Source organism: Caballeronia sp. A2-2, from assembly GCF_057612605.2.
On sequence record NZ_CM172587.1, the window covers coordinates 1674540 to 1697626 of the forward strand.

Sequence of the window (23087 nt, forward strand, 5' to 3'; positions counted from 1 at the left end):
GAAGCGGCGTCAGTGCTTGCGCGTGGCCGTCTTGCGCGCGGGACGCCTGATGGCGGGCGCGTCGCTGTCCTCGTCTTCGTCGTCCTCGGCGGTGACGTTCGCGCCGCCGAACATGTTCGGCGTCTGCAGCTTCACGCGCACGGGTTTGTCGCCCCAGACTTCTTCGAGGTTGTAGTACTGGCGCAGCGCCGGTTGCAGGATGTGCACGACCGCGTCGCCGCAATCGACCAGCACCCATTCGCCGATCTCTTCGCCTTCCGTCGAGATGATGTCGCCACCCGCTTCCTTGACCTTCTCACGCACGCTGTTCGCGAGCGCCTTGGTCTGCCGGTTCGACGTGCCGCTCGCCACGACCACGCGGTCGAACAGCGACGTCAGGTGGGTTGTGTTGAAGACCTTGATGTCTTGCGCCTTGACGTCTTCCAGACCGTCGATGATCGCGCGTTGTAGCTTCTGAAGTTCCATAGTTACCGTTGGTACAAATGATGTTGAACAATATAGTCCCATACGGTGGATGGGACCTGAGCGCGTGCCTCGCCTGAGGTGGCTTGCCCGTTTGCCAGTGCGTGCGCTTCCTCGCGGATCGCCGTGGCGGAAACATCGAGGCTGAGCGTCTCGTCGATCAGCACATGGCCGTGCGCACTCGCGCGCAAAACTTCCGGCGATGCCGCGCGCATCCGTACTTCGCCGGCGACCGCGGCGGGCAGGCTCGCCACGTCGAAGCCCGCGCGTGTTTCCACGCAGACGTGGGCGTAGTCGAACAACTGCGTCCAGCGGTCCCACGAATCGAGCTTGAGCAACTGATCCGCGCCGATCAGCAACGAAAGCGACGCCTCCATGCCTTCGCGTTCCCGCCAGTGCGCCAGCGTTTCGACCGTGTAGGTCGCGCCCTCGCGTTCGATTTCGTCGGTGGCCACCGTCACCGTGACGCCATCGAGCGCGAGCGATTCCGCCGCCGCACGCGTCATCGCCAGCCGATGCTCCGGCGCCGACACGCCTTCCTTCTGCCACGGCTGGCCGGCGGGCAGCAGCACCAGTTCCGTGAGATCGAGCAGGTCCACGAAGCGCCGCGCGATGGCCAGATGCGCGTTGTGGATCGGATCGAACGTGCCGCCGAGAATGCCGACGCGGCGCGCGCAGGTTTCGCGCGTGGAAGCATCGCGCGTCGTCACAGCCATTCCCGGCGCACCAGAAAGTCCGAATACAGCCGCGCTTCCGGCGTGCCCGCTTCGGGCTGCCAGTTGTAGCGCCAGTTCGCGGCGGGCGGCATCGACATGAGAATGGATTCGGTGCGGCCGCCGCTTTGCAGACCGAAATGCGTGCCACGGTCGAACACGAGGTTGAATTCGACGTAGCGGCCACGTCGGTACGCCTGAAACTCGCGCTCGTGCGCGCCGAACGGCGTATCGCGGCGGCGCTCGATGATCGGCAGATACGCCTTCAGGAACGCGTCGCCGACGCTGCGCATCATGGCGAAGGCGCGCTCGAAACCCGGCTCCGAGTAATCATCGAAAAAGATTCCGCCGATGCCGCGCTGCTCGTTCCGGTGCTTCAGATAGAAATACTCGTCGCACCACGTCTTGAAGCGCGGGTACAGGTCCGCGCCGAACGGGGCGAGGGCGTCGCGGCAGGTCGCGTGGAAATGCCGCGCGTCGTCCTCGTAGCCGTAAATGGGCGTCAAATCCATGCCGCCGCCGAACCAGAACACCGGCGCTTCACCTTCCTTGATGGCGGTCAGCATGCGTACGTTCATATGCACGGTCGGGCAGTGCGGATTGCGCGGATGCATGACGAGCGATACGCCCATCGCTTCGAAGCCGCGCCCGGCAAGTTGCGGACGCGCCGCGCTCGCGGCGGGCGGCAACGCATCGCCCTGAACGTCCGAAAAACCGATGCCGCCGCGCTCGAAGAATTCGCCGCCTTCCAGCATGCGCGTGATGCCGCCGCCACGCAGATGCGCGCCCGGTTCGCGTTCCCATGCGTCCGTGGCGAAGCGCTGGCCGTCGAACGTGCCGAGCGCATCCGCGATGCGCGCCTGCAAGCCGGTCAGATAGGCGCGCACGGCCGCGATGTCGTGATTCTCTTGCGCGATGTGGTTCGGTTCACTCATCGATTGCTGCTGTTTGAATGTCCTTGGGTAGAAACCCTTGGTATCGAAAAACTTAAAAGGCTCAAAAACACACTGCCGGACCCGAAGTCCGGCAGCGCGCGAAACGTGCAGGGCTTAAGCCGTGCGTCATCCGTGCTTGCGGTTCACCGCGCGGTAACCGATATCGCGGCGGTACTGCATGCCGTCGAAAGAAATCTGATTAACCGTATCGTAGACCACGGATTGCGCGCCGCGCACGGAATCCGCGAGGCCGACCACGCACAGCACGCGTCCGCCGGACGTGGTCAGCTTGCCATCCGCGAGCGTGGTGCCCGCGTGGAAGGTCACCGAATTGTCCGTTTCCGCCGGAATCCCGTTGATGCGGTCACCCCGGCGCGGCGTCTCCGGATAATGGTGCGCGGCCAGCACCACGCCCAGCGCCGTGCGGCGATCCCAGTCGATTTCCACGCCGTTGAGCTTGCCGTCGATCGCCATTTCCACGACCTTCGAGAAATCGCCCTTCAGGCGCGCCATGATCGGCTGCGTTTCCGGGTCGCCCATTCGGCAGTTGAATTCGAGCGTCTTCGGGTTGCCTTGCGCGTCGATCATCAGACCGGCGTACAGAAAACCCGTATAGCGGATGCCTTCCTGCTCCATGCCACGCACCGTCGGCAGGATGATCTCGCGCATCACGCGGGCGTGCAGTTGCGGCGTGACGATCGGCGCGGGCGAATACGCGCCCATGCCGCCGGTGTTCGGGCCGCGGTCGCCATCGAGCAGACGCTTGTGATCCTGGCTCGACGCCAGCGCCAGCACGTGCTTGCCATCCACCATCACGATGAAACTGGCTTCCTCGCCCGCCAGGAATTCTTCGATGACCACGCGCGCACCGGCATCGCCCAGCTTGTTGTCGGCGAGCATGGAATCGACGGCGGCGTGGGCTTCGTCGGCATCCATCGCGACGACCACGCCCTTGCCGGCAGCGAGTCCGTCCGCCTTGATGACGATCGGCGCGCCTTTCTCGTCGATATACGCGTGCGCGGCGGCAGCGTTGCTGAAGGTCTCGTACTCGGCCGTCGGAATCTGGTGGCGCTTCATGAACGCCTTGGCGAAGTCCTTCGAGCTTTCCAACTGCGCGGCTTCCTTCGTCGGCCCGAAGACCTTGAGCCCGCGCGAACGGAACAGATTGACGATGCCCGCCGCCAGCGGCGCTTCCGGCCCGATCACGGTCATCGACACGTGTTCGCTCTCGGCGAAATCGGCGAGCGCCGCCGGGTCCGTGATGTCGATGTTGCGCAGACGCTCGTCCTGCGCGGTGCCGCCGTTGCCCGGCGCGACATAGACAAGCTGCACGCGCGGCGATTGCGCGAGCTTCCAGGCCAGCGCGTGTTCGCGGCCGCCGGAACCGACGACGAGTAACTTCATGTGAATCCCCGAAAAATCCAATGCGGCAAGAATGAAAGCAGTGCGTTCGCTTAAGGTTGAACGCGCGCGGCGGTCCTGAAGGCGGCTCGCGCTGACCGCTGCTGCGTCACGCGCCTCTGGACCCAGCCATTAAAGCGAAAGCCGTTCCAGTGACGGAACGGCTTCCGGTCGCGCTTATTCGTCGTTGATCGCGGCGTTGGTGTGGACTTCCTGCACGTCGTCGAGATTTTCGAGCGCATCGAGCAGTTTTTGCATTTTCACCGCGTCGTCGCCGCTGAATTCGACTTCGGTTTGCGGTTTCATCGTCACTTCGGCGAGTTCGGCCTTGAAGCCCGCGGCTTCCAGCGCGTCCTTCACCTTCTGGAAATCGTTCGGCGGGCAGACCACTTCGATGCTGCCGTCCTCGTTCGTGACCACATCGTCCGCGCCGGCTTCGAGCGCGGCGTCCATCAGCTTGTCTTCCGGCGTGCCGGGCGCGAACAGGAACTGGCCGACGTGATCGAACATGAACGACACCGAGCCGTCCGTGCCCATGTTGCCGCCGAACTTCGAGAACGCGTGGCGCACTTCCGCGACCGTGCGCGTGCGGTTGTCCGTCATGGTATCGACGATGATCGCCGCGCCGCCGATGCCGTAGCCTTCGTAGCGGATTTCCTCGTAATTCGCGCCATCCACGCCGCCGACGCCGCGCTGAATGGCGCGGTTGATGTTGTCCTTCGGCATGTTGGCGTCGTAGGCCTTGTCCACGGCCAGACGCAGGCGCGGGTTGGTGTCCGCGTCGCCGCCGCCCAGGCGCGCCGCGACCTGAATTTCCTTGATCAGACGCGTCCAGACCTTGCCTTTCTTGGCGTCCGCCGCGGCTTTCTTATGCTTGATGTTGGCCCATTTCGAATGACCCGCCATACCTTTCTCCATCGCGCGAGGCTTCTTGGGCCGCGCAAGTGTGCTGTCGTGCTTGCTGTGAAGCTGGAATGTGTTCGTCTGCGCCCGAAAGCCGGGCCGCCGTGGCGCGAGGGCTATCGGCCAATGCCGAGACCCGGCTAGGAACAGACCGAAATTTTATCATGTCGGCCGGCCCGGAAAGCGGCGCTTTGGCGCGCGCCGGGGCGTCCGGGCCCGCCGAAAAGCGCGCCGTCAGTTCTTCGTGCCGAACAGCCGGTCGCCTGCATCGCCCAGACCCGGCACGATGTACGCATGATCGTTCAAATGCGAATCCAGCGACGCCACATACAGCTTCACGTCCGGATGCGCGTCCTGAAACACCTTCACGCCTTCGGGCGCGGCCACCAGCGCCACGAACACGATGTTCTCGCTCTGCACGTTGCGGCGCTTCATGACATCGACGGCGTGGACTGCGGAATAACCGGTGGCGACCATCGGATCGCACAGGATGAACATGCGGTCCTCCAGATCCGGCGGGAGGCGCACGAGATATTCAACCGGCCGATGATCTTCCGCGCGATACACGCCGATATGCCCGACCCGCGCCGACGGAATGAGATCGAGCAAGCCATCCGACATGCCGACGCCCGCGCGCAGCACCGGCACGATGGCGAGCTTTTTCCCGGCGATCACCGGCGAATCGATATCGACGAGCGGCGTGGTCACATGGCGCGTGGTGAGCGGCAGATCGCGCGTGATTTCGTAGCCCATCAGCAGCGTGATTTCGCGCAGCAGTTCGCGGAAGGTGCGCGTCGACGTGTCCTTGTCCCGCATGTGCGTGAGCTTGTGCTGGATCAGCGGGTGGTCGAGGATGAAGAGATTGGGGAAGCGGCTGTCTTGTTTCATGGGTCTCGCGCTTTCGCGCGTCCTGCTCGGGTGATGGGCTGCCTCGTGCGCACGGCGGGCGCCGCGCGGACAGTGGCGACAGTTTACCGAAAACCCCCGCGCGATCTAAGAATATTCGTGCTTGCCCCTGAGCCGGAAGGGCCTGCCGACGTTTCATCCCCGATTCTTCTAGAATGCGCGAGGGGCGTCATGCATGCCGGTCGAAACAATCGCAGTCATTCAGGAGATCAACGATGGACATGGGCATCGCGGGGCGCACGGCGCTCGTCTGCGCGGCAAGCAAGGGACTCGGGCGCGGCTGCGCCGAAGCACTCGCCGCCGAGGGCGTGAATCTGGTCATCACGGCGCGCACCAAGGAGACGCTGGAGGCGACCGCCGCGCACATCCGCGCGCAATACGGCGTGCAGGTCACGGCGGTGGCGGGCGATATCGCCACGCCGGAAGGGCAGGCCGCGGCGCTCGCCGCGTGTCCCCAGCCGGATATCCTCGTGAACAATGCGGGCGGACCGCCGCCGGGCGATTTCCGCACCTTCACGCACGAAATGTGGATCAAGGCGCTCGAAGCCAACATGCTCACGCCCATCGCGCTGATGCAGGCGACCATCGACGGCATGATTTCGCGCGGTTTCGGGCGCATCGTGAATATCACGAGTTCTTCGGTGAAGGCGCCGATCGACGTGCTCGGGCTGTCGAACGGCGCGCGCTCCGGGCTGACGGGCTTCGTCGCGGGCGTGTCGCGCAAGGTCGCGGCGACCGGCGTCACCATCAACAATATTCTGCCGGGCACGTTCGACACGGACCGCATCGCCGTGACCATGGAAGCGCAGGCAAAGGCGCAGAACGTCTCCATCGACGAAGTGCGCGCGCGCCGGGCGCAAAGTCTGCCTGCCGGGCGTTTCGGCAATTCGGAGGAATTCGGCAAGGCCTGCGCGTTCCTGTGCAGCGTGCATGCGGGCTACATCACCGGTCAGAATCTGTTGATCGATGGCGGCGCTTATCCCGGCACGTACTGAGCGAGGCACGACATGACCACTCGCGTCGCGCTCATCGCGCACGACATGAAGAAGGACGACATCGTGAAGCTGGCCGGCGAGTTCGCCGACACGCTCGCGCAATGCGAACTCGTCGCCACGGGCACGACCGGCTCGCGGATCGCGGCGGCGCATGGGCTGACGGTCGAGCGCAAATTGTCCGGCCCGCACGGCGGCGATTTGCAGATCGGCGCGGAACTGGCGGAAGGGCGCGTGAACATCGTCATCTTCCTGCGCGATCCGATGACGCCGCAGCCGCACGAGCCGGACATCAACGCGCTCGTGCGCGCCTGCGATGTCCACAACGTGCCGTGCGCGACCAACATCTCGACGGCGCGCATGATTCTCGACGATCTTCGTCTGCGCTTCTCGCGTGATGCGCAGCCATCCTGACATTCGATATTAGAGACTATCCAGCGATGACCAAGGCAATCCGTTTCGACAAGGCAGGCGGCCCCGAAGTAATGAAGTGGGTCGATGTGAACGTGGGCGAGCCGGGCAAGGGCGAAATCCGCGTGAAGCATCACGCGGTGGGGCTGAATTTCATCGACGTGTATTTCCGCACCGGTCTCTATCCGATGCCGCTGCCCGGCGGTCTGGGCATGGAAGCGGCGGGCGAAGTGACGGCCGTGGGCGAGGGCATCACGCAATTCAAGCCGGGCGATCGCGTGGCGTATGCATCGCGACCGCCGGGCGCGTATGCGGAAGAACGCGTGATGGCGGCGGATTACGTCGTCAAGCTGCCCGATTCGATTGGCTATGAAGATGCCGCGTCGATCATGCTGCAAGGGCTGACGGCGCAATATCTGCTGCGCCGCACTTATCGCGTGAAGGCGGGCGACACGGTCCTGATTCACGCGGCGGCGGGCGGCGTGGGCATGCTCGCGTGCCAGTGGGCGAAGGCGCTCGGCGCGACGGTGATCGGCACGGTCGGCTCCGACGAGAAAGCGGAACTGGCGAAGGCGCACGGCTGCGATTACCCGGTCGTCTACACGCGCGATAACTTCACGCAGCGCGTGCGCGAGATCACGAACGGCGCGGGCGTGCCGGTGGTGTATGACTCCATCGGCAAGGATACGTGGACGGGTTCGCTCGACTGCCTCGCGCCGCTCGGGCTGTTCGTGAGCTTCGGCAATTCGTCGGGGCCGCTGCCGCCGATCGATTCCTCCGAACTCGCCGGACGCGGCTCGTTGTACTTCACGCGGCCCACGCTGTTCAGCTACATCGCCAAACGCGCCGATCTGGATGCGATGGCGGCGGAACTGTTCGAGGTCGTGTCATCGGGCAAGGTGAAGACGAACGTGCGGCAACGCTATCCGATGTCCGACGCCGCCCGCGCGCACGAAGACCTCGAAGCGCGCAAGACCACCGGCTCGACGATCTTCCTGCCCTGATGCGCTCGATTAAACGATGAGCGAACCGTCCTTCACCGTGGTCCTGATCGAGGACGAGAAGCAGATTCGCCGCTTCGTGCGCGTGTCACTGGAAGCGCAGGGCATGAGCGTGCACGAGGCGGAAACGGGCAAGCAAGGGCTGATCGAAGCGGCCACGCGCAAGCCCGATCTCGTGATCGTCGATCTCGGGTTGCCGGATACGGACGGCATCGATGTCATTCGGGAACTGCGCGGCTGGACCGAGATTCCGGTGATCGTGCTGTCGGCGCGCACGCAGGAAGAACAGAAGGTCGCCGCGCTCGATGCCGGCGCCGACGATTACCTCACCAAGCCCTTCGGCGTGTCCGAATTGATGGCGCGCATTCGTGCGCATTTGCGGCGGCGCAATCAGGCGAGCGCGGACGAAACGCCGGTCATCGCGTTCGGCGACATCACCGTCGATCTCGCGATGCGCCGCGTCACGAAGAACGACGAGAACGTGCATTTGACGCCCATCGAGTACCGGCTGTTGTCCACGCTCGTGCGGCATGCGGGGCGCGTGCTCACGCATCGGCAATTGCTGGTGGAGGTGTGGGGGCCGTCGCACGTCGAAAGCCCGCATTATCTGCGCATCTACATGGCGCATTTGCGGCAAAAGCTCGAACGCGATGCCGCGCAGCCCGAGCATATCGTGACCGAAACGGGCGTGGGGTATCGGCTGGTTGGCGTGCGTTAGCTTCAGGCGATGGCGGTAGTTTTATTGGTTGCCAAAGAGGCGATGACATTGCCGATGGGTTCATCGCCGCCGACGAACGCGAGCATCCGGCTCGATACGCCAGCGGTGACGCATCGCACCGCGAGTTCGGCGACATCCTCGCGCGAGACCGAAGGCATCCTGATCGTTTCCTCATCCGCCAGCGCGATGCCGCCGTGCGCCGGTTCGTCCGACAACGGACCGGGACGCAAAATCGCATACGGCACGCCGCGCCGCGCGATGTAGGCATCGGCTTCGCGCTTCATCCGCGAATAATGACGCAGTGTGAGCGGCATGCGTTCGGGGTGGAACGCGGTGAGCGCGCTGACCACCACGAGTTGACGCACGCGGCGGCGTTTCGCGTAATCGGCGGCGCGCATGACGGCATCGCGGTCCACAGCGCGTTCTTCGTGAATGCTGTCCGTGTCCGCCGATCCGGCCGCGTAGATCACATGCGTGATGTCGTCGAAGACGTGATAGAAATCGTTGGCGAGATCGCCGAGCACGATCTGCGCGCCGAGCGCCGCGAACTCGCTTTTGTGCGCCGAGCGGCGCAGCAGCGCGCGAAAGGGAATCGCCTCGTCATGCAGGCGCCGCGCGATCAGACGGCCCGTGCGGCCGTGCGCGCCGATCAGCAGAATTCGCATCGCGTTCATGGTGATCGCTCCCGGACGGTGGCGGACCGAAACAAGGTAGGCGATTTTTGCGATGCATGCTATCGGGGCATGCGCGCGTTCGATGCTTCACTGCATCATTCCGTCGCGCTGGCGGGCCTCCCACGACCACGGCGGCGCGCACGCCGTTCCTCCGCGCGCACGCGGATGCGATCCATATACAGATAAACCACCGGCGTCGTATAGAGCGTCAACATCTGGCTGACGATCAACCCGCCCACGATGGCAATACCCAGCGGCGCGCGCATCTCCGAACCTTCGCCCGTGCCGAATGCCAACGGCAACGCGCCGAGCAACGCGGCGGCGGTCGTCATCATGATCGGACGAAAGCGCAGCAGACACGCTTCCTCGATGGCATCGCGCGACGTTTTCGCACCATGCCGCGTGGCCTCGATGGCGAAGTCCACCATCATGATCGCGTTCTTCTTGACGATGCCGATCAGCAAAATCACCGCGATCAACGCGATGATGCTGAACTCCGTATGGAACAGCAGCAGCGCCAGCAGCGCGCCGATGCCCGCGGACGGCAGCGTCGAGAGAATCGTGATCGGATGGATATAACTCTCATACAAAATGCCGAGCACGATATACACCGCCGCCAGCGCCGCGAGAATCAAGACCGGCTGGTCGTTGAGCGATTGCTGGAACGCCTGCGCCGTGCCCTGAAAACTCCCGTGGATGGTTTGCGGCACGCCGATTTCCGCCATCGTCTCGTAGATCGCGGCGGTGGCCTCCGACAGCGACTTGCCCGGCGGCAGATTGAACGAGATGGTTGACGCGACGAACTGGCTCTGGTGATTCACCGACAGCGGCGTGTTGCCAGGCCCGAACTTAGCGATAGCCGAGAGCGGCACCATGGTTTCCTTCGACGTGGACACCGCCGCGCCTGCCGACGAACTGGACTTGCCGCTCGCCGCAATTGCATTGGTGGCCGAGTTCTTCACGGCAGCGAGGGCGAGCGCGGCGGTGGCGTCGGTGGTGCCGGTCGTCGCAGTGGTTGTTGTCGTTGCTGCAGTGGTAGTCGATTGTGTGGACGCCGAACCGCTCGCCGTGCCGCCCGATGTGCTGATCCAGATTTGCTTGAGCATCTCCGGGTCTTGCCAATATTTCGGCGCCAACTCCATGACCACGTGATACTGCGACAGCGGGTTGTAGATGGTCGAAACCTGCCGCTGGCCGAAGGCATCGTAGAGCGTGTTGTCGATCTGCGCGGGCTTGATGTTCAGGCGCGCCGCCGTGGCGCGGTCGAACGTGACCATGGATTCGAGACCGCCTTGCTGCTGGTCGGAATTCACGTCCGCGAGTTCGGGGCGCAGCTTGAGCGCGTCCGTGAGCTTCGGTCCCCACGTGTAGAGATCGGCGGTCGTGTCGGACAGCAAGGTGAACTGATATTGCGCGTTCGATTGCCGTCCGCCCACGCGAATGTCCTGCACGGCTTGCAGGAACGTAGTCGCGCCCGCGACATCGCCGAGCGGCTTGCGCAGACGGTTGATGACCTGTTCCGCCGAAATCTTGCGCACGCTTTTGGGCTTGAGCGAAATGAACATGAGGCCCGAATTGGTCGAGCGCCCGCCCGTGAAACCCGCGACGCTATCCACCGCCGGGTCCGCCTCGACGATGCGCATCATCTCCGAGAACTTGCCTTTCATGGCCTGAAACGACGTGCTCTGATCCGCCTGAATGCCGCCGATGATGCGCCCCGTATCCTGCTGCGGGAAAAACCCCTTCGGCACGATGATGTACAGATAAACGTTCAGCCCGATGGTCGCCAGCAAAACCAGCACGATAGTGCGCGGATGCGCCAGCGCCCAGCCGAGCGTGTCGGAGTAGAACGCCTGCATGCGCATGAATTGCCGTTCGAGCCACTGCGCGACGCGGCCTTCCTCGCGCCGTTCGTGCGGCTCCTGAAGCAGGCGCGAGCACATCATCGGCGTGACGGTGAGCGACACCACGAGCGACACCGCAATGGCCAGCGACAGCGTGAGCGCGAACTCGCGAAACAGCCGCCCGACGATGCCGCCCATCAGCAAAATAGGCAGGAACACGGCCACCAGCGACACGCTGATCGACAGCACCGTGAAGCCGACCTCGCGCGCGCCGACCACCGCCGCTTCCATGCGCGACATGCCGTTTTCCAGATGCCGCGAGATGTTTTCCAGCACGACGATGGCGTCGTCCACTACGAAGCCCGTCGCGATGGTCAGCGCCATCAGCGAGAGATTGTCGAGCGAAAAGCCGAGCAGATACATGGCCGCGAACGTGCCGATGATCGAGATCGGCACGGCCACGCTCGGTATCAGCGTCGCGCGCCAGTTGCGCAGGAACAGGAACACGACCATCACGACCAGCGCCACCGCGATCACCAGCGTGAGTTCGGTATCGTGCAGCGACGAGCGGATGGTGGTCGAACGGTCGGCGGTGGGCGTGATCAGCACGTCGGCGGGCAGGGCGGCCTGAAGCTGCGGCAGCATTTCCTTCACGCGGTCGATCGTGTCGATGATATTCGCGCCCGGCTGACGATACAGAATCACCAGCACCGCGCGCTTGTTGTTGATGAGGCCGAGATTGCGCAGGTCTTCCACGGAATCGACGACTTCGCCGACATCCGACAGCTTCACCGCCGAACCGTTGCGATACGCGACGACGAGATCCTTGTATTGCGAGGCCTTGCTCGCCTGATCGTTGGTGTAAAGCTGGACGTGCGTGTCCTTGAATTCGATGGAACCCTTCGGGCTATTCGCATTTGCCGATGCCAGCGCCGCGCGCACATCTTCCAGGCCGATGCCGTAGTGAAACAGCGCGCCCGGTTCCAGTTCCACGCGCACCGCCGGATTCGCGGAACCGCTCACATCTACTTCGCCGACGCCCGGCACGGTTGAAAGCGTTTGCTGAAGCACGGTCGCGGCGGAATCGTAGAGCGCGCCCGCGGTGCGCGTGGGCGAGGAGAGCGCGAGCACCAGAATCGGCGCATCGGCGGGATTGACCTTGTGATAGGTCGGATTGCTGCGCAACGCGGTGGGCAGATCGGCGCGTGCGGCGTTGATGGCCGCCTGCACGTCGCGCGCCGCGCCGTCGATGTCGCGATTCAGGCCGAATTGCAACGTGATGCGCGTAGTGCCGACCGCGCTCATCGAGGTCATTTCGGTGACGTCCGCGATGGTGCCGAGATGCCGCTCCAGCGGGCTCGCCACGCTCGTGGCCACCGTTTCCGGACTTGCGCCGGGCAACTGCGCCTGCACGGAAATGGTCGGGAAATCGACCTGCGGCAGCGGCGCGACCGGCAGGCGCACGAACGCGAACATGCCCGCAAGCGCGATGCCGATGGCAAGCAGCGTCGTCGCCACCGGCCGGTTGATGAAGAGGCGCGACAGGTTCATCGCGTCAGCTCCTGTCGTTCGCGGGACGCGGCGAATTCAGGTGATGCCCGAAGCGCGCACGCATCTTACGGCTCAACGATTCGAAGCCGAGATAGATCACGGGCGTTGTGAACAGCGTCAACATCTGCGAGACGATCAGGCCGCCGACAATCGCGATACCGAGCGGCCGGCGCAGTTCCGAACCCGCGCCCCAGCCGAGCATGAGCGGCAGCGCGCCGAGCAACGCGGCCATCGTGGTCATGAGAATCGGACGGAAACGCAGCAGACACGCCTGAAAGATCGCATCGCGCGGCGACTTGCCTTGCTCGCGCTCCGCTTCCAGTGCGAAGTCGATCATCATGATCGCGTTCTTCTTCACGATACCGATCAGCAGCACGATGCCGATGATGCCGATGATGTCCAGATCGTTGCCGGTAATCATCAACGAAAGCAGCGCGCCGACACCTGCGGACGGCAGCGTGGACAGAATCGTGATCGGATGGATGAAGCTCTCGTACAACACGCCGAGCACGATATACATCGTGACGATGGCCGCGAGAATCAGGAACAGTTCGTTGGAAAGCGACGCCTGGAACGCCAGCGCCGCGCCCTGAAAGCGAATCTGGAACGACGCGGGCAACGCGATATCGTTCTTTGCCTGATCGATCGCCTTCACCGCCGCCCCGAGCGACGCGCCCTTGGCGAGATTGAACGACACCGTGGTCGCCGGGAATTGCCCGAGATGCGTGACCAGCAGCGGCGCGGCGCGCTCATGGAACGTGGCGATGGCCGAGAGCGGCACCTGTCCGTTCGTCGCGGTGGACGAGGGCAGGTAGATGCCGTTCAGGATTTCGCTGTAATGCGCATCCGACGGCTCGCTTTCCAGAATCACGCGGTACTGGTTCGACTGCGTGAAAATGGTCGAGATGATGCGCTGACCGAACGCGTCGTACAGCGCGTTGTCCACCGTCGCGGGCGTGATGCCGAAGCGCGCGGCAGTCGGCCGGTCGATCTCGATATACACCGATTGGCCGTTCTGCTGAAGGTCGGTCGCGACATCGGTGAGGATATCCGTGTGTTGCAGCCGGTCGACGAGCTTCGGCACCCATTCGGCGAACTCGGTCGCGTTCGGGTCCGTCAGCATGAACTGGTATTGCGTCGGACTCACGGTGGAATCGATCGTCAAATCCTGCACCGGCTGCATGTACAGCTTGATGCCCGGAATATCCGCGACTTCGCTTTGAATGCTGCGGATCACGTCGCTCGACGTATTGCTGCGGTCATCGCGCGGCTTCAGATTGATGAGCATGCGCCCGCTGTTCAACGTGATATTTGCGCCGTCCACGCCGATGAACGACGTCAGACTTTCCACGTCCGGGTTCTGAAGAATCTTCGCGGCGAGCGCCTGCTGCTGATCGGCCACCGCCTGATAGGACGCGGCCTGCGGCGCCTGCGTGATCGCCTGAATCACGCCGGTATCCTGCGTCGGGAAAAAGCCCTTGGGAATGAACACGTACAGCACGGCCGTGACGATCAACGTCAGCAGGAACACGAACAGGGTGGCGCGCTGCCGTTCCAGCACCCATTCGAGCGCCACCGCATAACGCCCGATCACCCAGTCGATGAAGCGATGCGCGCGCGCCTCGAACCGCTTGCTGTCCTTCGGCGGCGTGTGACGAAGGAGCTTGGCGCACATCATCGGCACCAGCGTGAGGGAGACGATCGCCGAAATCACGATGGTCACCGCCAGCGTGATGGCGAATTCGTGGAACAGGCGGCCGACGACATCGCCCATGAAAAGCAGCGGAATCAGCACCGCGATGAGCGACACCGTCAGCGAGATGATGGTGAAGCCGATCTGCTTCGAGCCCTTCAGCGCGGCTTCCAGCGGCGGCTCGCCTTCTTCGACGTAACGCGCGATATTCTCGATCATCACGATGGCGTCATCCACCACGAAGCCCGTCGCGATGGTCAGCGCCATCAGCGAGAGGTTGTCGAGCGAGAAGCCGCACAGGTACATGACTGCCAGCGTGCCGACGAGCGAGAGCGGCACGGACAGGCTCGGAATGAGCGTGGCGTAGACGTTGGCGAGGAACAGATAAATGACCAGCACGACCAGCACCACGGACAGCGCCAGTTCGAACTGCACGTCACGCACGGACGCGCGGATGGTCGTGGTGCGGTCCGTGACCACGCGCACATCGAGTGCGGCGGGCAACGCCTGTTGCAGACCCGGCAGCAGCTTCTTGATGCCGTCCACCACCTGAATGACGTTCGCGCCCGGCTGACGCTGCACGTTCAGAATGATGGCCGGCGTGGAATCGACCCACGCGCCGAGCTTGGTGTTTTCCGCGCCCTGCACGATGGTGGCGACATCGGTCAGCATGACGGGCCGGCCATTGCGATAGGCGACCACCGCGCTCTTGTAGGCGTCGGCGTCGGTCAACTGATCGTTCGCGTTGATGGTGTAGGCGCGCGACGGACCGTCGAAGTTGCCCTTCGGCGTGTTGACGTTCAGGTTGGAGATGGTCGTGCGCAGATCGTCGATATTCAAGCCATACGATGCCAGCGCGCGCGTGTTCGCCTGAATGCGCACGGCGGGGCGGTTGCCGCCGCTCACCGACACGAGGCCCACACCCGCGACCTGCGAGATTTTCTGCGCGAGACGCGTATCGGCCAAGTCCTGAACCTGCGTGAGCGGCAGCGTTTTCGAACTGACCGCGAGCGTCATGATCGGCGCATCGGCGGGATTCACCTTGGCGTAGATCGGCGGCGCGGGAAGATCGGACGGCAGCAGATTGCCCGCCGCGTTGATCGCGGCCTGCACTTCCTGCTCGGCGATATCGAGCGGCAGATCGAGACTGAACTGCAAGGTAATGACCGATGCGCCCGCCGAACTTTGCGAGGACATCTGATTAAGACTCGCCATCTGCCCGAACTGCTTTTCGAGCGGCGCGGTGACGCTGGAAGTCATCACGTCCGGCGATGCGCCGGGGTAGAACGTCTGCACCTGAATGGTCGGATAGTCGACCGCGGGCAGCGCCGAGAGCGGCAGAAAGCGCAGCGCGACCAGCCCGACCAGCATGATCGCCGCCATCAGGAGCGCCGTGCCGACCGGGCGCAGGATAAAAATGCGGGAGGGATTCATGCGTTGGCCTGGCTTTTACTGCGTCTGCTGCTGATGCCGATGATGATGCGCGCCCGACGCCGCCGATGCAGGCGCCGCCGCCGACGCACCCGAAGCACCGGAAGCGCCCGAAGCCGCCTTCGGCTTGTCCGCCGGGATCGTGATCTTCGCGCCTTCCTTCAGGCGGTCGGAGCCGTCGATCACCACGCGCTCGCCCACCTGCAACCCGGATTTGATGCTGGTGCGTTCGCCATCCACCGGACCCGCTTTCACGTTGCGCACCGTGACCGTGTTGTCCGGCTTCACGACATACACGAACGCGCCCGACGAACCGTTGAGCACCGCGGGAGTCGGCACGATGACCGCATCCTTGATGACATCGACGAGCAGTTTGGTGTTGACGAACTGATTCGGAAAGAGCCCGAGGCCCTTGTTGTCGAACGTGCCGCGCAGCTTGACGGTGCCGGTTGTCGTGTCGATCTGGTTATCGACCGTCTCGAGATAGCCGGATTCGAGCGCCACTGTGTTGGCGCGGTCATAGGCCGTGACCGACATCTTGTTGCCCGCGCGCAGCGGTTTGAGAATGGCGCCGAGGTTGTCCTCGGAGGTGGTGAAGATCACGCTGATCGGCTGCAATTGCGTGATGACGACCACGCCGTTGGTGTCGCCGGTGGTCACGTAGTTGCCCGGGTCGACCTGACGCAGACCCACGCGCCCCGACACCGGCGCGGTGATGCGCGCATAGGTCAGATCGAGTTTGTAGGTGTCCACATTGGCCTGATCGGACTTCACCGCGCCTTCGTATTGCTTGACGAGCGAGGCCTGCGTATCCACCGTCTGCTTGGCGATGGAGTCCTGAGAAAGCAGCGTTTGATAGCGCTGCAAATCGAGGCGCGCGGTTTGCAGCAACGCCTGATCCTTCGCCAGCGCGCCTTCGGCATTGCGCAGCGAGATTTCATACGGACGCGGATCGATCTGGGCGAGCAGGTCGCCGCGCTTGACCATCTGGCCTTCGGTGAACGCGACTTGCGTGAGAATGCCGTTTAGCTGCGTCTTGACCGTGACATTGGCAAGCGGCGTGACCGTTCCAAGTGAATTGATGACGACCGGCATCTCACCTTGCGTGACCGTTGCCACATGCACGGGTTGCGCCATGTTGGCGTTGGGTCCGCCGCGTCTACCGCCCTGACGCGCCTGCGATGCGTTGCCCGCGCCATCCGGCGCAGTACGGTTCCACGGATGCCACCACGCAAGCGCGCCCGCGACGATCAGCGCGGCCACGATAAGCGGCACGATGCGGCGTTTGCGCGCCGGTTGATCGGTGACGGGGGAAGGAGTGCCGGGGCGCGGCTGCCCGGGAGAATGCTTTTGATCGTCCATCGGTTCGCTGGCTGGTATTTCGAGTCTGTTACGTGAAGCGGATGGGCGGCGTCCCGCGATGCGCTCGCTGCGACGTGCGAACGGCAGCGCTCGCGCGAAGCATGATGCTACGTCCCGCACCGAGGCCCGTCCACCGGTCATTCTTTCGGCCGATTACGAGTGTTACACGGCCCGCGCCTGCAAGTGCAAGGCGCGAGGCAACTCGCTCGAAGGGGAGTGGGGCGCTATCTTACTAGGGCATCGGTGACACGGGTGTGCCGCCGATCTCGTGGGAGATATCCGCGATGCACGCGAGGAGCGCGGGCGCGACGTCATCGACGAGTGTTTCGCGCGGGCATTGATGCGCCGCGCCTCCGCAATTCACCGCGTAGCGTTCCCCGGATGGCCCGATGAAGCCCGCGCCGATCGCATTCAGTCCTTGATGCCATTCGCCGATGGAAATGGCGTAGCCGTTGTCGCGCACGTAGTCGAGCCCGAGTTGCAGGCCGCGCGCGATGGCCGGCCAGTCATCGCCGGATGCGGTTTGCAGACTGCCGATCAACGCCTGACGCTCTTGCGTGGGCAACACCATCAGATAAGCGCGCCCGACCGCGGTGCGGCTCAGATCCATCCGGCCGCCCACTTCCAGGCGCGACACCAGCACGGCGGAACGTGGGCGGATCGAATCGATCACGACCATTTCGAGCCGGTCGCGCACCGCGAGATGCACGGACATGCCGGTTTTCTCCGCCAAAGAAATGAGAAACGGCCGCGCGCGGGCGCGAATATCGAAATTACGCAGAAAGCCATTGCTCAGTTCGAGAACGGACGCGGTCAATACGAAGCGCTCGCTGTCCGGCAGACGCAAAAGCAATCCCGCGCCTACGAGCGTCGCGGTAATGCGCGATACCGTCGGCTTCGGAATGCCGGTCCATTCGGTCAACTCGCGATTACTCACGGGCGCATCGGCGGTTGCGATTCGACGCAGAACATCGAGACCTCGCGCCAATGCGGTTACTTCTTCGCCCTCTTTCTCTCTCGTCTTGTCACGGCCCGTTGTCGTACTGTTTGGCGTGTTCATTTTTTGAATTTAATTGTGAAACATCGTTTCGAGGGTGGCAGAGCCTTGCTCTATCCAATCGAATCTCAAAGTTTGCAGCGTGTGCAAGCCTCGGCTATTTGTAGCATCTCGAGTGAAACTTTTTTTAACAACACCGGATTTTGCGAGACTTTGGGCTATTGCCCGACGTGCGAAATTTTGCTTGACTTAGGTCCTGAGACCATAAAAAATGGAATCGAATTTCGAAACTTGCAGCGATGTGTGTGACTTGCTTTCCACTGTAAGGCTCGAATCACCGGCTCTCAGGTTCTAGCACGGCCCTCGGAATGGCTAGAACTTTTAAGGCGCTACGGCAACGTAGCGCCTTTTTTTTTGTGCGGCGGAAAAGAGAATGGGGATAAGCGGGATTAAAAACCTGATTTCATTGCTTTCACATGTACATTTTTTGTCCATATGCGGATGCGCAATAACTGTTTGATACCGGTTAAAAAGTCGCCTCTTAAAGCGAAACCGAAGAAACACTCTAGAGGCAGCGAAAACGATTGCTTATGGCATTCGGTGTATTGGGGCAGCGTGCACCGCAATGTCGCAAGCTTGCAGCGCATGCACGCTCTTATTATGGGGTCGAATGTTGGCGATGTCCGCCAATCTCACGGACCGCTTGGCCAGTTCTGACAAAATCGATCACTCAACTTTCGGTGCGTGTCCCGAGCGTCGGCAACGACAGCCCGAGTGCGCGACGTGCACACAAAGCGAGCGCCACGCACGACAACGCGTTGAACAGGAACAGGCCGCTCGGGCCGACGAGCGTCATCAGCGCCGAAGCCAATGCCGGGCCTGCCATCCCTCCAAGTGAAAACAGCACGAGCAGCGTCGCCGAAACAGCAACACGCAAGTGCGCCTCCGTGCGGTCATGCACGTGCGACACGATCAGCCCATATTGCGTGAAGGTGACGGCGACATAGGCAAGCGTCGCGCACCACGTGATGGCGCGCACATCGAAGCAGAACAGCACGACGCTCAGCGCTGCCGAGATCGACGCCGTGTAGTACACGAGACGCCGCCGGTCCACGCGGTCGGAGAGACGGCCCATCGGCCATTGCGGCACCAGCGCGCCGATCAGCGCGACGCCCATGAACGTCGCGAGTTCGCTCGTCGAATAGCCGGTGCGTTCGAGGTAGACGGGCATCATCGCGTAGAAGCTGCTGTAGATGAAACCCGCGAGGATGCAGCCCGGCACCGCGAGCGGCGCGGCGGCCAACATCTCGCGCACGCTCTCGCCCCAGGTGCGGGCGGGCATGCGGTCGAGGTTTTCATCGGCGACCTTGACGGGCCAGCCTTCGAGCAAGGTGACCGGCAGCACGGCGGCGGCGAAGAGCGCGGCCGCGATCGAGAACTGCTGGCCGCCCGAACCCGCGCCCACGTTCAGCAGAAATTGACCCGAGCCGACCGCGAGATAGTTGATCGCGGCGTACGTGCCGAATACTTGCCCGCGCTTTTCGTTCTGCACCGTGCCGTTGAGCCAGCTTTCGATCGACGTGTACAAACCCATGAACGCGACGCCGGTGAACAACCGCACCAGCCCAAGCACCCACGGCGACTGCGACGCGCCGAACGCGAGCGCGAGAATCGACGCCGCCGCCGAAAACGCCACGAATGTCCGATGCTGCCCGATCCGGTCGATCAGCCTTCGGTTCACGACCGCGCCGAGGATGAACCCCGCGTAGTAGCACGACTGAATGAGGCCGACGAGCAGCGTCGGCGATCCTGACTGAATGATGCGCAACGGGATGAGCGTCTGGAACAACCCGTTCCCGGTGATAAGCAGCGCGTAACCGAGCAAGAGACCGGCGAGCGCGCGATAACCGCTGGCGGTGGTCGCGCCCGGCGGTTTGGGTGCGGGCGCAGGAACCGGATCGGCGGACGTCGGCGGCGTCTGGCGGCCGAACAGTTTTGCTTCGGAGAGCGGCCCTGTTCGCACGACGGGCGGTGCGTCGGTGGAGGGTTCGTTCGGTGCCTCGAATGATGCCTCTACGGGCGGCTCCTCCGGGGCTTCGTGCAGATTCTTTTGATCGGCTTGCAGTTCGTCCGCGTTGTTCGACATGACACCTTCTACGTTGGAATGGCGAGTCCGAGGCAGTGCCCGAGGATGATACCGTCAAAGTCCTTACCGGCAGGGCATCCGCCGCGCGTTTTACTTCTTCGTTCCTCAACCTCCACGTGCCATTCGCATCCAAAAAATCCCGAATCAAAACTTTACAAATATAAAACGTCCGGGCACAATCGCCGCCCAAATGATAAGCATTCGCATTTGCGATGTTTGTCTTTCACGGCGATTGAGAACAGTGAGAACGTACAAGATGAATTCAGGGGTAACGAGTCCGGTCGCGTTGCGGCCCATGAAACTGGCGGCATTGCTGCTTTTCGCGGCCGCGCCGATGGCCTACGCGCAATCGACGGATGGCCCGGCATCAGGTGACAACGCGCTGCCCGCGGTCAAGGTCACCGCGCCGACCGATCAGCCTTATGGTCCGACGAAGGGCTATGTCGCGAAGGAATCGTCCGCGCTCAAGACCGGCACGCCGATTCTGGAGACGCCGCAGTCGGTGTCCGTCGTCACGCGCGAACAGATGGATCAGCAGAACGCGCAGACCTTGAACGCCGCCGTGCGCTATGTCTCGGGCGTGACGCCGGAAACGCGCGGGGGCATCGCGACGCGCTACGACTTGCTGAAGGTGCGCGGCTTCGACGCCGACAAGTACTGGAACGGTCTCAAGCTGCTCGACAATCAGTGGTACGCCACGCCGCAGATCGACCCGTATCTGATGGAGCGCATCGAGGTGTTGAAGGGGCCGGTGTCGGTGCTCTACGGTCAGGCGGCGGCGGGTGGTCTCGTCGATCAGGAAAGCAAGCTGCCGACCACGGTGCCGCTGCACGAAGTGGGCGTGGAGTTCGGCAACTACGCGCACAAAGCGGCGAAGTTCGATTTCTCAGGCCCGATTGGCGGCGATGAGCGTTATCTGTATCGCCTGACGGGCATCGCGCGCAGCGAGGACGGGCAGGTGAACACGACGAAGAACGAGCGCATCGCGATTGCGCCGTCGTTCACGTGGCGGCCGGACAGCAAGACATCGCTCACGATTCTGGGCGTGTATCAACACGATCCGCGCAGCACCGCGTACGGCAGCGTGCCGCCGCAGGGCACCGTTCTGTTCAATCCGAACGGCAAGCTGTCGAGCGATTTCTACGACGGCGACCTGAACTTCGAGAGCTTCAACCGCGTGCAGGAAGCCATCGGCTACAAGTTCGAGCGCAAGCTGACCAACGCGTGGTCGTTCCGTTCGAACGCGCGCTTGCTGCATCTCGCGCAGGATTACAAGAGCGTGTACGGCAGCGGTCTGGAAGACGATCTTCGCACGTTGGACCGGGGCACGGCGGCATCGCGCGACAATCTCAATACGATCTCGCTGGACAATCAGGTCGAAGGGAATTTCTCGACTGGTCCGATCGACCATACGGTGCTGTTCGGTTTCGATTACCAGCACTACGCGAGCAACTTCGACGCAGGCTTCGGCACCGCGCCGACGCTCGATATCTTCGCGCCGGACTACACGCAGGCCGTCACGCCGCCCGACCGCTATCACCAGATTCTGAGCGGCACGCAATACGGCGTGTATGCGCAGGATCAACTGCGCTGGAACAACGTGATCCTCACGCTCGGCGGACGTGAAGACTGGGCGAGCAGCGATTCGAACAACACGACGTACGGCACGCAGTCGCATCAGTTCGACCGCGCGTTCACGGGGCGCGCGGGGCTGAGTTATGTGTTTGACAACGGCATCGCGCCGTATGTGAGCTACACGGAATCGTTCACGCCGCAGGCGGGCACCGACATCAACGGCCAGCAGTTTCAGCCGGAGCGCGGGCATCAATACGAAGTGGGCGTGAAGTTCCAGCCGAAGGGCTACAACGCGTTCTTCACGGCCGCATTGTTCGATCTGACGCGCCAAAATCTTCTGACCGTCGATGCCGCCAATCCCAACTTCCAGTCCGCCGTGGGCGAGGCGCGCTCGCTGGGCGTCGAACTCGAAGCGAAGGCGAGCCTGACCGATTCGCTGAACGTCACCGGTAGCTACACGTACACGAACACCAAGTACACGAAGGACAACAGCGGGCTGGACGGCAAGTTCCTGCCGGCCGTGCCGCAGAATCAGGCATCGCTGTGGGCGTACTACACGCTCAATCGCGGGCCGCTCGCCGGTTTGTCGATGGGCGCGGGCGGCCGCTACACCGGCACCACGTACAGCGCCGACAACAGCTTCAAGGTGCAGAGCTTCTTCCTGGTCGACGCCACGCTGAACTACGACCTGGGCCGCGCCGCCCCGCAACTCAAGGGCGCGGAACTCTACGTGAACGCGCAGAACCTGTTCAACAAGCAGTACGTGGCGTCGTGCTACTACGGAAGCTGGTGCGCGTTCGGCTACGGCCGTCAGGTCTTCGCCGGGATGAACTACCACTGGTGATGCAGCCTCACGCGGGCATGATCTGGCGCACCTGCATCGCTTTCCAGTAGGTGATGAAGCGTCCCGCGAACATGCCCGCCACCGCGCCCGAGATCAACGCGCCGATGATCGTGTACAGCGCGATCGAGGCGAGACTCACGGCCGTCGCCATCTCGAAGCCGAGCCAGAACTTGGCGGCGAAGATGGTCAGGATCAAAACGAGCGGCAGCGCGGAGCCGGGCAGGGTGACAGTGCGCGCGGCCGGATCGACGGTAAAGCGCGAGCGGCTCGCGAAATACACGCCACCGACGATGCCCGCCAGCAAGCCGATCACCCACGCGCAGGACGCGGTGCTCATCGCGACCGGCGCGTGGATCAGATGCACGATGCCCATGCCGCCGAACACCACCGGCATGATCGCGAGTTTCGAGAGCGGCGAGGTGCCGCCTTTCATCGCGCTGATGCCGCGAATCATGAGAACGACGAGCAGCACCCAGACCCAGGTAGGCGTGCCGTGAAGAATTTCCGCTGCTGACATGACCGTGCTCC

General features: G+C 63.2%; 18 protein-coding genes. 5 read left to right on the forward strand and 13 right to left on the reverse strand.

Annotated features, from left to right (window positions below):
- Positions 1 to 9: 9 nt before the first annotated feature.
- The 6 genes from rsfS to upp all read right to left on the reverse strand — a co-directional run bounded on the left by rsfS (position 10) and on the right by upp (position 5302).
- Positions 10 to 465 (reverse strand): ribosome silencing factor, encoded by a 456-nt coding sequence (gene rsfS / locus ACZCWR_RS07970; protein WP_487303154.1) that lies wholly within the window; start codon positions 463 to 465, stop codon positions 10 to 12.
- A 2-nt stretch (positions 466 to 467) separates the two neighbouring features.
- A complete protein-coding gene (locus tag ACZCWR_RS07975; RefSeq protein ID WP_487303155.1) occupies positions 468 to 1178 on the reverse strand; it encodes a nicotinate-nucleotide adenylyltransferase in 711 nt (236 codons plus the stop codon).
- Positions 1169 to 2110 (reverse strand): oxygen-dependent coproporphyrinogen oxidase, encoded by a 942-nt coding sequence (gene hemF, locus ACZCWR_RS07980; protein WP_487303156.1) that lies wholly within the window; start codon positions 2108 to 2110, stop codon positions 1169 to 1171. Before hemF ends, ACZCWR_RS07975 begins: the two co-directional genes overlap by 10 nt.
- A gap of 126 nt (positions 2111 to 2236) precedes the next feature.
- Positions 2237 to 3514, reverse strand: coding sequence for a phosphoribosylamine--glycine ligase (gene purD / locus ACZCWR_RS07985; RefSeq protein WP_487303157.1), 1278 nt, complete (start codon positions 3512 to 3514; stop codon positions 2237 to 2239).
- A gap of 174 nt (positions 3515 to 3688) precedes the next feature.
- Positions 3689 to 4417 (reverse strand): YebC/PmpR family DNA-binding transcriptional regulator, encoded by a 729-nt coding sequence (locus tag ACZCWR_RS07990; protein WP_487303282.1) that lies wholly within the window; start codon positions 4415 to 4417, stop codon positions 3689 to 3691.
- A 231-nt stretch (positions 4418 to 4648) separates the two neighbouring features.
- Positions 4649 to 5302 carry a uracil phosphoribosyltransferase gene (gene upp, locus ACZCWR_RS07995; protein WP_487303158.1) on the reverse strand — a complete coding sequence of 218 codons (654 nt, stop codon included), beginning with the start codon at positions 5300 to 5302 and terminating at the stop codon, positions 4649 to 4651.
- A 233-nt stretch (positions 5303 to 5535) separates the two neighbouring features.
- On the opposite strand from upp, the gene ACZCWR_RS08000 reads away from it, so the two are divergent.
- The 4 genes from ACZCWR_RS08000 to kdpE are packed head-to-tail and all read left to right on the forward strand — an operon-like array spanning position 5536 to position 8442.
- On the forward strand, positions 5536 to 6315 hold the full coding sequence (locus ACZCWR_RS08000; RefSeq protein ID WP_487303159.1) for an SDR family oxidoreductase: 780 nt from the start codon (positions 5536 to 5538) through the stop codon (positions 6313 to 6315).
- Positions 6316 to 6327: 12 nt separating this feature from the next.
- Positions 6328 to 6726: a methylglyoxal synthase gene (locus ACZCWR_RS08005; RefSeq protein ID WP_487303160.1), complete on the forward strand. Its 399-nt coding sequence runs from the start codon at positions 6328 to 6330 to the stop codon at positions 6724 to 6726.
- A gap of 26 nt (positions 6727 to 6752) precedes the next feature.
- A complete protein-coding gene (locus ACZCWR_RS08010) occupies positions 6753 to 7727 on the forward strand; it encodes a quinone oxidoreductase family protein (RefSeq protein ID WP_487303161.1) in 975 nt (324 codons plus the stop codon).
- 16 nt (positions 7728 to 7743) lie between these two features.
- Entirely contained in the window at positions 7744 to 8442 is a 699-nt protein-coding gene (kdpE, locus tag ACZCWR_RS08015; protein WP_487303162.1) for a two-component system response regulator KdpE, read from the forward strand.
- Between the two features lie 2 nt (positions 8443 to 8444).
- Here the strand turns inward: kdpE and ACZCWR_RS08020 are convergent, their stop codons facing one another.
- From ACZCWR_RS08020 to ACZCWR_RS08045, 6 genes are all read right to left on the reverse strand, one after another.
- Positions 8445 to 9116: an NAD(P)H-binding protein gene (locus ACZCWR_RS08020; RefSeq protein WP_487303163.1), complete on the reverse strand. Its 672-nt coding sequence runs from the start codon at positions 9114 to 9116 to the stop codon at positions 8445 to 8447.
- A 95-nt stretch (positions 9117 to 9211) separates the two neighbouring features.
- Complete coding sequence (locus tag ACZCWR_RS08025; RefSeq protein WP_487303164.1) at positions 9212 to 12511, reverse strand: efflux RND transporter permease subunit; 3300 nt, start codon at positions 12509 to 12511, stop codon at positions 9212 to 9214.
- 4 nt (positions 12512 to 12515) lie between these two features.
- Positions 12516 to 15638 (reverse strand): MdtB/MuxB family multidrug efflux RND transporter permease subunit, encoded by a 3123-nt coding sequence (locus ACZCWR_RS08030; protein ID WP_487303165.1) that lies wholly within the window; start codon positions 15636 to 15638, stop codon positions 12516 to 12518.
- 15 nt (positions 15639 to 15653) lie between these two features.
- Entirely contained in the window at positions 15654 to 16997 is a 1344-nt protein-coding gene (locus tag ACZCWR_RS08035) for an MdtA/MuxA family multidrug efflux RND transporter periplasmic adaptor subunit (protein ID WP_487303166.1), read from the reverse strand.
- A gap of 232 nt (positions 16998 to 17229) precedes the next feature.
- A complete protein-coding gene (locus tag ACZCWR_RS08040) occupies positions 17230 to 18057 on the reverse strand; it encodes an IclR family transcriptional regulator (RefSeq protein WP_487303167.1) in 828 nt (275 codons plus the stop codon).
- Between the two features lie 667 nt (positions 18058 to 18724).
- A complete protein-coding gene (locus tag ACZCWR_RS08045; RefSeq protein WP_487303168.1) occupies positions 18725 to 20140 on the reverse strand; it encodes an MFS transporter in 1416 nt (471 codons plus the stop codon).
- Between the two features lie 256 nt (positions 20141 to 20396).
- On the opposite strand from ACZCWR_RS08045, the gene ACZCWR_RS08050 reads away from it, so the two are divergent.
- Positions 20397 to 22559, forward strand: a complete 2163-nt coding sequence (locus ACZCWR_RS08050) for a TonB-dependent siderophore receptor (protein ID WP_487303169.1) — start codon at positions 20397 to 20399, stop codon at positions 22557 to 22559.
- Positions 22560 to 22566: 7 nt separating this feature from the next.
- Here the strand turns inward: ACZCWR_RS08050 and ACZCWR_RS08055 are convergent, their stop codons facing one another.
- Positions 22567 to 23076 carry a DUF6622 family protein gene (locus tag ACZCWR_RS08055; protein ID WP_487303170.1) on the reverse strand — a complete coding sequence of 170 codons (510 nt, stop codon included), beginning with the start codon at positions 23074 to 23076 and terminating at the stop codon, positions 22567 to 22569.
- Between the last annotated feature and the right edge of the window lie 11 nt (positions 23077 to 23087).

Bases quoted from the DNA above. Each gene is read 5' to 3' on its own strand.
- ACZCWR_RS08025 (WP_487303164.1), bottom strand. From the start codon at position 12,511: ATGAACCTGTCGCGCCTCTTCATCAACCGGCCGGTGGCGACGACGCTG.
- rsfS (WP_487303154.1), bottom strand. From the start codon at position 465: ATGGAACTTCAGAAGCTACAACGCGCGATCATCGACGGTCTGGAAGAC.
- ACZCWR_RS08035 (WP_487303166.1), bottom strand. From the start codon at position 16,997: ATGGACGATCAAAAGCATTCTCCCGGGCAGCCGCGCCCCGGCACTCCT.
- ACZCWR_RS08000 (WP_487303159.1), top strand. From the start codon at position 5,536: ATGGACATGGGCATCGCGGGGCGCACGGCGCTCGTCTGCGCGGCAAGC.
- ACZCWR_RS08010 (WP_487303161.1), top strand. From the start codon at position 6,753: ATGACCAAGGCAATCCGTTTCGACAAGGCAGGCGGCCCCGAAGTAATG.
- ACZCWR_RS08030 (WP_487303165.1), bottom strand. From the start codon at position 15,638: ATGAATCCCTCCCGCATTTTTATCCTGCGCCCGGTCGGCACGGCGCTC.
- ACZCWR_RS08040 (WP_487303167.1), bottom strand. From the start codon at position 18,057: ATGAACACGCCAAACAGTACGACAACGGGCCGTGACAAGACGAGAGAG.
- purD (WP_487303157.1), bottom strand. From the start codon at position 3,514: ATGAAGTTACTCGTCGTCGGTTCCGGCGGCCGCGAACACGCGCTGGCC.
- upp (WP_487303158.1), bottom strand. From the start codon at position 5,302: ATGAAACAAGACAGCCGCTTCCCCAATCTCTTCATCCTCGACCACCCG.
- ACZCWR_RS07975 (WP_487303155.1), bottom strand. From the start codon at position 1,178: ATGGCTGTGACGACGCGCGATGCTTCCACGCGCGAAACCTGCGCGCGC.
- ACZCWR_RS08050 (WP_487303169.1), top strand. From the start codon at position 20,397: ATGAATTCAGGGGTAACGAGTCCGGTCGCGTTGCGGCCCATGAAACTG.
- ACZCWR_RS07990 (WP_487303282.1), bottom strand. From the start codon at position 4,417: ATGGCGGGTCATTCGAAATGGGCCAACATCAAGCATAAGAAAGCCGCG.
- kdpE (WP_487303162.1), top strand. From the start codon at position 7,744: ATGAGCGAACCGTCCTTCACCGTGGTCCTGATCGAGGACGAGAAGCAG.
- hemF (WP_487303156.1), bottom strand. From the start codon at position 2,110: ATGAGTGAACCGAACCACATCGCGCAAGAGAATCACGACATCGCGGCC.
- ACZCWR_RS08005 (WP_487303160.1), top strand. From the start codon at position 6,328: ATGACCACTCGCGTCGCGCTCATCGCGCACGACATGAAGAAGGACGAC.
- ACZCWR_RS08045 (WP_487303168.1), bottom strand. From the start codon at position 20,140: ATGTCGAACAACGCGGACGAACTGCAAGCCGATCAAAAGAATCTGCAC.
- ACZCWR_RS08020 (WP_487303163.1), bottom strand. From the start codon at position 9,116: ATGAACGCGATGCGAATTCTGCTGATCGGCGCGCACGGCCGCACGGGC.
- ACZCWR_RS08055 (WP_487303170.1), bottom strand. From the start codon at position 23,076: ATGTCAGCAGCGGAAATTCTTCACGGCACGCCTACCTGGGTCTGGGTG.